At 42.8% G+C, this 13,074-nt stretch carries 8 protein-coding genes; 3 read left to right on the top strand and 5 right to left on the bottom strand.

Going from position 1 to position 13,074, the window contains the following annotated elements; translation table 11 throughout:
* The first annotated feature begins 214 nt into the window (after positions 1-214).
* Positions 215-1,735: an Ig-like domain-containing domain gene (locus A6K76_RS07800; RefSeq protein WP_066463768.1), complete on the top strand. Its 1,521-nt coding sequence runs from the start codon at positions 215-217 to the stop codon at positions 1,733-1,735.
* 47 nt (positions 1,736-1,782) lie between these two features.
* On the opposite strand, the gene A6K76_RS07795 is transcribed toward A6K76_RS07800, so the two are convergent.
* The 4 genes from A6K76_RS07795 to A6K76_RS07780 form a co-directional block, all read right to left on the bottom strand.
* Complete coding sequence (locus A6K76_RS07795) at positions 1,783-5,388, bottom strand: transglutaminase domain-containing protein (RefSeq protein WP_066463766.1); 3,606 nt, start codon at positions 5,386-5,388, stop codon at positions 1,783-1,785.
* A gap of 222 nt (positions 5,389-5,610) precedes the next feature.
* Positions 5,611-6,726, bottom strand: a complete 1,116-nt coding sequence (locus tag A6K76_RS07790; protein WP_083995332.1) for an S-layer homology domain-containing protein — start codon at positions 6,724-6,726, stop codon at positions 5,611-5,613.
* A 33-nt stretch (positions 6,727-6,759) separates the two neighbouring features.
* The gene (locus A6K76_RS07785) at positions 6,760-7,899 is read right to left on the bottom strand and encodes an S-layer homology domain-containing protein (RefSeq protein WP_083995331.1); all 1,140 of its coding nucleotides are present in this window, start codon (positions 7,897-7,899) and stop codon (positions 6,760-6,762) included.
* A 419-nt stretch (positions 7,900-8,318) separates the two neighbouring features.
* Positions 8,319-10,031 (bottom strand): methyl-accepting chemotaxis protein, encoded by a 1,713-nt coding sequence (locus tag A6K76_RS07780; protein ID WP_066463761.1) that lies wholly within the window; start codon positions 10,029-10,031, stop codon positions 8,319-8,321.
* A gap of 385 nt (positions 10,032-10,416) precedes the next feature.
* Here A6K76_RS07780 and A6K76_RS07775 point away from each other — a divergent pair, with 385 nt between their 5' ends.
* The gene (locus A6K76_RS07775) at positions 10,417-10,818 is read left to right on the top strand and encodes a hypothetical protein (protein ID WP_066463758.1); all 402 of its coding nucleotides are present in this window, start codon (positions 10,417-10,419) and stop codon (positions 10,816-10,818) included.
* A 40-nt stretch (positions 10,819-10,858) separates the two neighbouring features.
* On the opposite strand, the gene A6K76_RS07770 is transcribed toward A6K76_RS07775, so the two are convergent.
* On the bottom strand, positions 10,859-11,383 hold the full coding sequence (locus tag A6K76_RS07770) for a hypothetical protein (protein ID WP_066463754.1): 525 nt from the start codon (positions 11,381-11,383) through the stop codon (positions 10,859-10,861).
* Positions 11,384-11,816: 433 nt separating this feature from the next.
* Between A6K76_RS07770 and A6K76_RS07765 the strand changes: the two genes are divergently transcribed.
* Positions 11,817-13,040 (top strand): TcaA NTF2-like domain-containing protein, encoded by a 1,224-nt coding sequence (locus A6K76_RS07765; RefSeq protein WP_066463753.1) that lies wholly within the window; start codon positions 11,817-11,819, stop codon positions 13,038-13,040.
* The last annotated feature ends 34 nt before the right edge of the window (positions 13,041-13,074 follow it).

Raw genomic sequence — 13,074 nt, 5'->3', positions numbered from 1 at the left:
GTCGTGAGGCACGAACGACGAGGAGGCTTGAGCCGCGCCCGCGGAAAGCCTGCCTCGACGTGAAAAGCAACCCCAAGTTATGGTGAAGAGCCATTTTCTATTTCAAGCGCAAATTATTTACAATATTTCGTTTATGTTAAGTAATTGTGAAGCGCGTTAAATTACAGAATTTGCATGATAAAATAATGCATACTTAACACTAGGAGGTCATACGATGAAAAACATTCACTCATTTGTCATGCGTCTACTGCTCGTCGCGGTGTTCACGTTTGCCGCACAGCACGTCACGTACGCAGACACAAGTCGAGACATTCACGACACGAAAAAAGTGTGGAGCATCGACTTTAGCGACGACGTCAACGCCCAATCGATTCAAAATAACGCCATTTACATTACCGATTCAAAAGGAAAGCCGTTTAACGCCGAAGTGAAGGCAACGAGTGCAAAAACGGTGCAAGTCATTCCGACAAACAATTACGTGCTCGGTGAAGTGTACACGTTAACGATTACGACGAACGTCACATCTAAAACGGGCACACCGTTAGCAAAAGCCGAGTCCGTTGATTTCATTTTGCAAAACGGCGAATTTAAAATCGTGCATATGCAGCCTGCTGTTGACAGCTATATGAACGACTTGCAAAACAAAGTAGCCGCGCTCGAAGCGGAAAATGCCGCGCTGAAAAAGCAAATTGCCGAGCTTCAGCAAACGCCAAACACAAACACTGACGCAGCGGACGTGAAAAAAGCAGCCGCGGAGCTAACAGTGCCAACGAGCGTCACGGCGAACATGACGTTGCCAAAGACAGGCACGTACAGCACGTCGATTGCGTGGAAATCATCAAACGAGCAACTCATCACAAGCAGCGGCATCGTCACGCGCCCGACGACCGATACAATCGTTACGTTAACGGCAACGATTTCAAAAGGCAGCGCGACCGAAACGAAAACATTCCAAGTAACGGTGAAAGCACAGACGACAAGCAGCGCCTCTGAACTAAGCGGCACGATTAAACGCGATATGACGTTAACGAAGCGCATGTCGCCGTATACCGTAACAGGTAATATTCAGCTTGCAGAAGGTGCGGTGTTAAACGTCGAGGAAGGCGTTGTCATCGAAGGAAACGGCTATACGCTAGAAGTTGTGAACACGAAGTTAAACATCGTCGGCACGAGCAGCAGCCGCGTCGTTGTGAACAACTTGCACATTGAGCCGAAATCGCCAAAAGCCGAGCCGCACCCTGAAGTGTATATGGAGTACGCTAAAATTGTCGGCGGCACACCAGCACAAGGTGGCGCAAAGTTTACGATGAAAAACTCGATCGTCGAAAACACGAAAGCGATTAATTTAATCAACTCGCGCGCAGACAACGTGTTCGAGCGTAATTTATTTAAAAACGCGGGCGAAATTATCGTCGCCCCATCAAAGCTATACAACAAAGCCGAATTTAAAAACAATTATTTCAACGGCGGGCATACGAGCATCGTCGTCGATAACTTCCCAGAAGGCGAGACGATCATTCAATACAACAGCTTTAACCCAACGACGTATGCAATTAAAGTAACGAACGGCTCAAACAAGGCGCAAATTCGCGCGCAAGAAAACTACTGGGGCACGACGGATAAAACGGCAATTCAACAGCTAATTTTCGACAAGCAAGATGACCCGAACGCAGGCGTCTATGTCGACTACAGCAAAATGCTACAAAAACACGATTCGAATACGCCGTTAAAATAACAAAACAACCTATAAACTGCACATGTCGGCAGCTTATAGGTTGTTTTTTACTTCGTCGTTGTAAATTGCATTTTTTCGTTTTTCGTTAACTTTTGCCCGTCCGTACTCATAACGTCTTTAATCCATAATGTGTACGTCGCTTGTGCTTCGTAACGATCTAGCGGTGCAATCGTAATCGAGCTTGCTTGCCCATTTGCTTGGCGATCAATAATGAAACGCGCGCCAATTTTTTGCCCTTGCGCATTCGTTATATAAATATTGTTCGTTAAAATCGTCGCAATATCTACATTTAACGAGAAATCAATCGTCCATTCTTTATCACGAGCCACGTTTTGCTGCGCTTCCCATTGTTCAAACACAATGTCGTCTGATGGTGGTGCTTCCGTTAACGCCGTCGTGACGTTTACAGTTGCAGGCGCGTCTTTTGCTATGTACGTGTACTCGCGGTAATTGTCCGCTTTGTCACTTACATATACATACGACACGTACCATTCACCCGTTTCTGCAAAAAGATTCAGACGCTTCGTTAACAGCGCGTACGTATTGTCACCGATGTTTTCCACTTCAGCTGTCGTTTCCACTGTATGTGCTCCACTTGGTGACGTTAATTTCACTTGCACGTGCGATACGCCTGATCCATCATCACTCGCCGTTACTTGTAGTGGCACTTGCTCACCTAATTGAACAGACTTCTCCGGTGCAAGCACGTTCGTTACGTTCGGTGCTTCGTAATCGACTTGCTTTCCTTGTACCGTTACGTTTGCTGGTGTGTTTTCAGCTGTGTACGTATGCTCGACATAATTGCCAACTTCATCGCTTGTATAAACGTAAGAAACGTACCATTCGCCTGCTTCCGCTAACGGGGCAATGTTTGTTGTCACTAATACGTATTCACCTGTCGCATCAGCTGTTGGTTGTAATGTCGCTTCGACGTGATGCTTCCCTGTCGGTGATGACACTTTTACGTAAATGTCTTCTACACGAGAAGCATCTGTTACTGTCACCGGAATATGCATTGCTTGCCCGACTGAAACTTCTAACGGCTTTAGCAACGTAAATTGACTTACGGGTGCTTCTTCATCAACGTTTGCCTTGACGACATCGATAGTTAATACTGTCGTATTTCGTTCGTACTGATGCTCAGTATAGTTGCCGTATGCGTCTTCAACGTATAACTTATGAACGTACCATGTGCCCGTTTCTGCAAATGGTGGCAGCTTGTCTGTTAATAACGTATACAGTTGATTCGTCTCATCTTTTGCTTGTAACGTCGTTTTGATGATTTGCTTCCCGCTTGGTGAGTGCAATTCTGCATAGACGTTTTCAATCGAAGCAGAATCGTGAATTTTTGCTGTTAACTGAAGCTGTTCTCCTGCTATGAAGCTTTCTTTGTTCGTTTTAATGGATTCGATGATTGGCGCTTGTGTATCGCGGTCTACCGCATTCACTTGAATCGTCGCTGCTGTATTCGTCGCATCAAATAATTTTTCATCAAAGTTCCCTAGTGTATCCTCTACGTAAATTTTACTTAGATGCCATGCACCAAGCTCTGCAAATGGACTTAACTTTGCCGTTTGTAACACATATTTTCCGTTCTCTACGCTTTGTACATCAGCCTTTAATATTCGCTTCCCACTTGGAGATGTGAACTCTACGTAAACGTGTTGCACTTCCGTTTCGTCCTCTACATAAAGCGCAAACTGAAGCTGCTCCTCAACGGTCATCACCTTTTTCGTAAACTCTATGTCCGTTACGATTGGTGCTTGTTGATCTTCTAAAGGTTTCGGCTCCACTTGTACAAATTTCGTCGGAAGATTCGCAATACCCGCCCCTAGACTATATGTATGCTCAGTATAATTACCTGCACCGTCTTCTACATATAAATATTGTAAAAACCATTGACCTGTTTCTGCAAACGGGCTAAGTTTGTCCGTCATCATCGACGTAACGTAATTGTTCGTTGGCGTATCAAATTCATGAATGGCACTTACCTTCTGCATTCCGCTCGGCGATTGGAACACCGCGTAAATCATCTTAATGCCTGATTCATCTTCTGCCATCACTTCGAACTCATACACATTGCCTGCTTGTACGTTGCCACTTAACACATCTACACCATGAATTGTAGGGGATTGTTCGTCTACATAAATAGGTATTTGCGGCTCCTCTGGTTGTTCTGGCTCTACTGGCTGCTCTGGTTCATTCGGTTGTTCTGGTTCAACTGGTTGCCCTAGTTCCGGTATGTTTTCTTGCTCAGTTACTCCATTTAACGATTTTTCGTAAATGAGCGTGTCTGTTGAATAAAGATGTAAGCTCGTGTATCGACCATTTTCAATTGTTCCATCTAATGCATACACTTTTAATGCATCTTTTGTTACGGCAATATAACCTGCTAGTGTGTTAGATGAATAGCCTTGCTTATATCCTTCTGTTACTACACTAATTGTCCCGTCTTTCGTAATTTGAGATAACTCTTTATACGCATTGATAAAGAAAATACGGTCATTAAATGCGACTAAGTTTTCTACTTGGCTTACTTCAAGCGTATCGATTGGTAAGGCGATTGGCTTTAACGTTTGCTGTGTAAAATCGGCTAGTTGTAGCTCATATGTGTTTTCATTTTGATAATAATAATGTTTGCCATCTAACGTAACTGCATTTGTAACGTTATGCCACGCTGCAAAGTCGTCTGAGCTTGGCTTCGGGTACGGACGCTCCTCTTTAATAACATGCCCTGCATTTTTAGCTAATTGCTCCTCTGACATTAAAAACGTGTTGTACTTGACATATTGTGGCATCGTAATCTCTTTTTGCTCACCAACAATTGTGCCATTTCCTGCTGCATCATATGTTGCGAAGTATTGACTGAATACAGGATCGCCGTATGTAGCGTCGATATGATACGTTTTGCCATCAATTGTAACTAAATTCCATGCGTGATTAATTCCGCCTGCGACACCGACGATATATTTCGATGCAATGCCTTCTTCTTCCATTAAACGTTGGAACAATAAGGCGTACGCTTGACATACACCGATGCCATCTTTCACGATTGAGTAAATTGAGTGACCGCCACCATCTTCTTCCGGTGCGATTGAATAATTTGTGTTCGTAATAATGTACTCATACGCTGCACGGACTTTTTGGAAGTCGGTCATTTGATCGTTGAAAATGTTTGCTGCAGTATCTTTTACGTATTTTGTAATCGCTTGTTCTTTTTCAATCGATACAGGGTATGTGAATTTAAATGTCAATATACCAGCAGAAGAGACGCTCATAGCTGTATCGATACCGATTCCATATGTGTATTCACTTTTTCCAAAACCATCTTTTAATGCGCTTATAATTTGTTCGCTCGTAACATCTGTCATACTGATTTTCATTTGTAATTGCGGCTCGTAATTTTTCACCGCTTCATAAATGGCATCGCTTACTTGTGCCCATGATGAAGCCGTTTGTGTTACTGTTGATAAAAATGAACGATCGCTTTCAATAAATTCGACTGTATGTGTGCCGAACTTCACTGGCACTAATTCAGGTCTTTCTGCTGTTGCTGTTTGTGCAATTGGTAACACTGTCTCCTCTGCCATTACTGTTGAAGTCATTAAAATTAACGCTAATGCAGGGCTTGCTAACCATAATCTTTTCCTCATACGTAAACACCTCTATGTTATTTTTTCTTTCTCGTCGTTTCGATTTATTTATCACGACAAACCAAATTTAACCTTTCAATCAAACTATTAGGATACTGCTCTTTAGTATGAATGAACCTTTAGTCGGTGTAAAGAAAAATAAACATAGGATAAATAGACCTTATGCAACAAATTTGTCACAACAAAAAATGCCCCCATATATTAGAGGACATTTTTACGTGTTTAATTTTTCAAATCACGTCGCACGAGCCACGTTACGAACTCCCCGTTCACTTCCTTCGCCACAACGCCGTAATGCTTCGCGATATACGTCGTCTCCTCGGTCATCGTCACGAGCGCCTCGTCCCAATAACGATCACGCACGACGACAACGTCATAAAACGTAATATCGCCAATTCGATACGTTGCCTTCGTTTCTAGAATGTCGCGGCGATGGTTGTAATACATATAATCGAGCGAATTACCTCGCTTATAACCGACCGTAAATGGATATGTCACGTAAAAGTTTGAAATTTCCGGCTCGGCGTAGCTCCAAATGTCCGCGCGTGTAAAATACATATACCATCTTTCATAACCATCACGATTTTCCTCATACATGTTCCAAAACGTCCCTATGCCGCCTTCGATTTGCTGCGTTTCGTCAAACTCCATACGTGTAATTAGCCCGTCCGCATGTTCAAACGTGTACGTATAGCGTGTATCCGGTGTGTAATCTCCTGCTGATAGCGACATCGCACGCGCTAAAAATGCGGAGAAATGTGCACGCGTTAACAAATTGCTTGGCGCAAACGCAAACGTCGTCGGTCCGTAGCCATTTGTTAGCTCATACCCTTGTGCAATGTTGTTCATCGTCACGAGCTGAATCGGACGATAAAACTCGCTCGTCGTCGGCACATCGACATACGTCATCGCATTTTGTGCAATCGACTTTAGCTCAAAGCTCGTCGAAATGATTTTCGCCATAAACGCACGCGAAATGCTCGATTCTGGTCGGAAGTTTTCGGCATCACTGAAAATGCCCGCTGTGTACACCGCCGCAATTTCTTTATAATACGGGTGCGTCATCGGCACGTCTTTGTACGGCAACGGCTTTAAATCCGTCGTCGGTAGGAGCAGCGCATGCGTCAACATTTTCGCAATATGCTTTTTCGCAATCGGCGCATTCGGCTTAAACGTCCCATCGGTATAGCCTGAAATGACGCCAGCTCCTGCTAAATATTCGATCTCTAGCGCAAGTGAATGGCTTTCCGGTACATCACTAAAAACGGCAGCTTCTGCTTTCATACTAACACATAATAAAACAGCTCCTGCTACTACAGCTAGTATACGGCGCATCATGTATTCACCCTTTCGAACATCGTTTTTTCCTACTTAACGTAGCTCACGACTGCTTAACCATTGATAAAATGTTCCGTCTCGCTCATACGCTATAATGCCGTAACCTTTTGCGATATAAATGTAGCGCGTCATCAAGCCGACCTCTTCAAAATCACCGTAATCCGTTTCCTCATAGCCGATAAACGTATCGCGCACGACGATGACATCGTGAAATTGCTGACCAAATAGCGTAACGGTCGCCTTCGTATCGATCACTTCTTGCCTACCTTGTATCGTACCATTTTTTAAATCATCGTACTTTAAACCGATCGTAAACGGATAGTCGATAAACGTTCCTAAATCGGTTTCAGGAATACCTTCACTCCATTTACCGTCCGCTGTCGTATATTGAATCGTGTCGTACTGCTCACTCGTCACCGCATCGACTACGTTCCACGTCGTTTCAATGTTTCCACCTGCACTATCATTTTTCACAAGCTCTAAATACGTGCGCACCCCATCGCCGTAATCTTCAAAGAAATACGTATAACGTGTGTCTGGTGTATAATCGCCTGCTTTTAACGACATCGCACGCGCTAAAAATGCCGAGAAATGCGCACGTGTTAACAGTCGATTTGGCTCAAACGTATACGTCGTCTCATTATGAACCGTTTCCCCAACATAACCACGCGCGATATTGTTCATCGTCACAAGCTGAATCGGCGAATAAAATTCATTCGTCGTCGGCACGTCTTTGTACGTCACAGCATTTGCGGCGATCGACTTTAAATTAAAGCTTTTCGCAATCATTTTTGCCATAAACGCACGCGAAATGCTCGATTCTGGTCGGAAATTTTCCGCATCGCCAAAAATGCCCGCTGTGTACGCTGCCGCAATTTCTTTATAATACGCATGCGTCGTCGGTACGTCGCTATATGGTAACGGTTTCAAATTCGTCGTTGGCAACTCGAGCGCACCGACGAGCATTTTTGCAATATGCTTTTTCGCAATCGGCGCGTTCGGTTTAAATGTACCGTCACTATAGCCACTAATAATGCCCTCCTTCGCTAAATATTCAATTTCAATGTTCAAAGAATGCGTCTCTGGAACGTCTGTAAACTTCGCAGCGCTTGCAGTCGTCGCCACCGTTAACATCAACGCAGCAGCTATACATGTTGCGACTCTCCTCCACATAATAAAACCCCTTCCTATTTAAATAGTCGTTCGTTTTATCATAGAAGAAAAATGATGCAAATTACAGCTAATTGTCTCATTTTTCAGAAAATAAGACTGATGACATACGCCCCCCCCGCGCCCAACTCCAACTAAATAACGTAGCGAGCAACTAGCGACGTTCAAAATCCGCAATACGTCCTACAACGAAAAAACGCGCTCAAGTGTTCATCACTCGTAGCACGTTTTTTTCATTGTATATAGACGGTGAATGTATTTTAGCGTTTTGTTCGTCGGCTCTCCACATCGAGGCAGGCTTTCCGCGGGCGTGGCTGCCTCGTTCACATTCTAAATTTCAATCACCTTGTATATATATTAAAACAATTAGCTATGGCGAACGTTTCCTTTTGCGACGAACCTCAAGCAAGTTAACGTTTTTATTAAATCGTAAACTTCTTCACGACGTCGTTTAATTCCGTTGCGACGTTTGCGAGCACGCGGCTTGATTCGGTCATATCTTCAAGCGTTGCGGCTTGCTGCTCAGAAGCGGCTGATACCATTTCGCTATTTTGTGCGTTGCGTAACGATACGTGTAAAATGGTATCCGCGCTTCCTTTAAACGAATCGAAATCGCTCACAATTTCCTCGATCGATGCTTTTGCGACGTGTAACACTGGCGACACTTCCGACGTATTCGTTAAAATATCATCGAACTTTTTCGACGTATTATCGGTTGCGACTAAGCCACTTTCCGCCTCGTTTAAGACGACGTTCATAATCGATACCGATTGCGCTGTATCTTCTTTAATGTTTGATAAAATCGATGCGACTGATTTCGTTGCACCAATCGACTGCTCCGCTAGCTTACGAACTTCATCTGCTACGACCGCAAAGCCTTTTCCGTGCTCGCCTGCTCGTGCTGCTTCGATTGCAGCGTTTAACGCAAGCAAGTTCGTTTGCTGTGAAATGCCGTCGATTACTTTTAAAATTTCGTCTACTTCACCGACTTGGTTCGATAACGTTTGAATGACATTATTTGAACGCTGAATCGACTGTTTAATACTTTGCATTTGCTCGACGTTTTCATCAACAATGCTTGAACCTTCTCGCGCCTCGTTCAATGCTGTCGCAACTAAACGCTCCACCTCTGTAATGTTATGGCGAATAGTAGAGAACCCTGTTGCAACGCGATCAATGACAATTGCATTTTGCGCAAGACGGTCTCTCGTTTGCTCTGATCCTGCTGCGATTTCTTGAATCGATGCAACGACATGATCCGCTGCTGTCGTTGAATGCTCGACGTTTGCCATAAGCTCCTGCGACGTGTTGTCGACATGCTCAGATGACACCTTCACTTTCGCCACGACGTCACGAAGCGTCTCAAACGTTTTGTTAAATGACATCATTAACTGCCCGATTTCATCTTTTGATTCATACGTACCTTGCACTGTAAAATTCCCTTGCTCGACAAACAATAACTGCTCGCGTAATTGCTGTAGTGGCACCGTTACCATACGCGCAATAAATAGCCCTAAAAATATTAAAATCGCAATCGCAACACCGTTAATGATGACGTTGTTCGTGTTGTTCGTCTTACCTGCTGCTACACTTTCTGCAACGATCGCTTCTGTTTGATCAACTTTAAATGCGCGTAACTCCTGCAATGCCGCAATTAAATCTTCGCGCGGCTCCTTTACAACGTTTCGGTACAGCTCATACGCACGCTCATTATGACCGAGCACTGCTAAATTAATGACTTCCTCTTGATTCGCCGTTAAACGATCGACCGCCTCATAGAAGTCCGCTAACCCTTTCTGCTCAGCCGCTGTTAACTCCATTTCACCATACATCGCCAAATCCGAAAGCACTTGGTCGATGCCTTCATTAATTTCGCTATGCAACTCCTGCTTATGCATCGCATCTGTCGTCATCATTAATTCAATAATAATACTGTTAATGCGTAAATTGACTGCGATCGCATTGCTTAGCCAGTCGTTCGGAATAAACTTTTCCTCATACACCGCTTCAATGTTGCTCGTCATTTTATTCGTCTGTATAAATGACAATGTAGCAATGCTTGCTGCTACAATAATACTTACTGCAATAAGCATTAAAATCTTATTGCGAACCTTCATATTTTTAACAATATACATGCTTTTCTCCTTCTCGCTTTTATCACGTTCCCCCATTCTATACTAACAACTAAAAACTTTCTAGCCTTTTTACCTATGTCAGAAAAGTGTTTTTCTTTAGAATTTTATAAATAAATGATATTCCATACAATAAAAACGCCTAAAATTACTTATGACTAATCAAAAAGAAAGACATTTTCCTTATTAATTATATACTTCAAATGAAAATCCGCATGTAACGTACTGTAGCTGCTTTGTATAAATATCCTTCAGAATACATATTTTCAACTGATCAATGAAGTACAAAGTGCCTAATAACGTGAAGCTCGCTTTTTTAACTATGCGTGAGTACGTGTCATATAGTTTATATTTCCGTGTTATGATGAAAGAAAAAGGAGGAATTCATATGCAACAACAACGAAAATGGGCGGTTCTGCTGCTGCGCTTTGCGGCGATTTTCGGCTTCATCGGCACGTTAATTGGCTCGATTATGAGTGGACAAATGGAGTATAGCTTGCGTCCGATTCACGCGCACGCACTACTTGTCGGCTGGCTTTCTGCATTTGCGTGGGGCATTTTTTATTATGTCGTACCGATGAAAAAAATCATGTTAGTCAAAATCCATAGCTTATGCGGCATGATTGGGGCGATCGGCTTAACGCTTGGCATGTACTTATATTACGTCGACCATTCAGGACTACCAGAAGTCGTAACGCTTGTCGCATTCATCGTCGGCGGCTCGATTTTACTCATCGCGTTTTTCTTATTTATGGTTAACACATTCTTCATCGAAAAAAAGCAAGCGTAAACGCAAAAAAGCCAATGCATACGCATCGGCTTTTTTCACATTATAAAAATTTCACATTCACTAATTGCTCAAGCGGTGTATTTAATGCTTTGTTGCACATATCTTCTTTTAGCTGTGTAAAGAATACTTCTTCCTCTTCCGTTAACTGACGCTCGCGACCGATTTTTAAATAATCGTAAAACACAGCTGGTAAGTAATCTTCCTTTAATGATACTTCAACTTTTTTGCCATCTGTCGTGCGCGTAAATACGTACGCATAACCTGTTGGGCGATGTGGATCGTACTGCGCCACTGGGTACGTCGGGTCAACTGTATAGACGCCTCGTGTTAAAGCGCGTGTCACAAACTCAAACACGTCACGGAAACCTGGGCCGCCATGACCTGATAAAATTGTAATGTCTTTTCGGTTTGGAATGTCGTCACCGTACAGCGCCTCAAACGCAGCTTGCACGACGCGATAACCCGCGCCAACTGCCATATATGCTAATTTGCCGTGATATTTCACGATGTCCTCAAAGTGAATTTCTAATAAATCGTTATGATCGTAAATACGAATTGGTTGCATGTCTCGTTGCCTCTTTCTTTATGTATGTTTTATTGCCTCCACTAGAATAACGCGAATGATAATCATTGTCAATTGATGAATGAAAATTTTGCACACTCGCTACAATTCAAACAAAACATATTACCAAATTACGTTTCGTGGTATTATATGTATGAATTTATTAAATTTGGCTCTTCACCATAACTTGGGGTTGCTTTTCACGTCGAGGCAGGCTTTCCGCGGAATCGGGGGTGAACACGATATTTGTCATGAAGGTGATGACTCATGTAATGGCGTTGATCACTTTCCTCAAGCAACCTGTATGCGTCAACCCCAGTTTACGTTCATGAACGTTAAGTTTGTATTACTTATAGTTCCTCACGATAAAGAGCCGACTAGCAATCCATTCACATACATTCATCGTCTATATATTGAAATGAAAGAAGGTGCACGAATGAAATATTGTACATCGTGTGGAAAAGAATTAAGCATGAATAGCCTATTTTGCTCAAACTGTGGAAACGATATGAAAAATACCGCTTCTCCAGTAAAAACGCCCCGATCAACAATTTCGTTACAAAAAGAAGAAGAGCCTGTTATCCATTCTCGTACAGAAAAAAATAATAAACGTCCGTTAACATGGCTTGCGATCGCTGCGATGTCGCTCATCGTCTTAGCCGCAGTTAGTTTCTTTGCGATTTCCACCATTTTCAGTCCTGCAAAAGCATTACAAAAAGTAAATGAGCACTATGTTCTTGAAAACAAGCTTGAATTTTACAACAGCTTTAACATTCCGAGTGGGACAGTTGGCGGCAAAGACGAGTTTTATAGTGCAATGAAATACTGGGATACGATTTACCCGACGTTGCAAACAGCAATCGAAACGAATGATGTGCCATTTGAAATTACCGATGCAAACGGCGAACGCATTTTGCTGGCGACCGTGACAACAGATTTTGGAATCATTAAAAGGCTACAATTAGCATATTCACCGAAAGAGCTAGCGTTAACTGTCGCTGAAAAGCAAACGTCTGTAACAGTCGACGGTCAACAATTTTTGACGGTTGCTAACAACGAATCGTTTACCGTTCCATTCATTCCTGGAAAGTATAAGCTAGCTATTACAAGCAATGAAAAGAGCAAAGAAGAAATCATTTACGTAGAGCAGCAAAAAGACAATCAATTTACAGTCGCACCGTTTGCAGAAGCGCCGACTGAAACTGCTGCTGCAACGCCGACTGTTACACAAACCGTTGTCGCTCAAGTGGAACAAAAGCCGACGTTAACGATGAACTCGTACGCGAACATTGATGAAATTCACGGCTTTTTCGATCAATATCGCTCAGATTACGAAGCGGCGTTATATTACATCGAACCATCGTATATTCAATCGTATTTTGCGAACAACGCACTTTATAATGAGTTCAAAAAGTTCATTGACGGACATTATGCAATTCCTGGCTATGAATATACATTTGGTACGAACGAAATTACGAAAATGGTACCGATTGACGAGAACTCATTTTACGTATATACATACGAAACGTTTTATTTTTATTCAGATGAAGATGGCACGTATTATTACGAGCGCTCAAAACGCTACACGACGAAGCATAACGGTGGCAATTTCAAATTTATCAACATCGAAACGCTCGATACGAATAAATCGAAGCAGTAACGTCCGTTGTAAAAAAGTTGCTTTTACTTCGTTT

Source organism: Caryophanon latum (assembly GCF_001700325.1).
GTDB classification, from domain to species: domain Bacteria; phylum Bacillota; class Bacilli; order Bacillales_A; family Planococcaceae; genus Caryophanon; species Caryophanon latum.
This window is presented reverse-complemented; position numbering and strand designations above follow the sequence as displayed.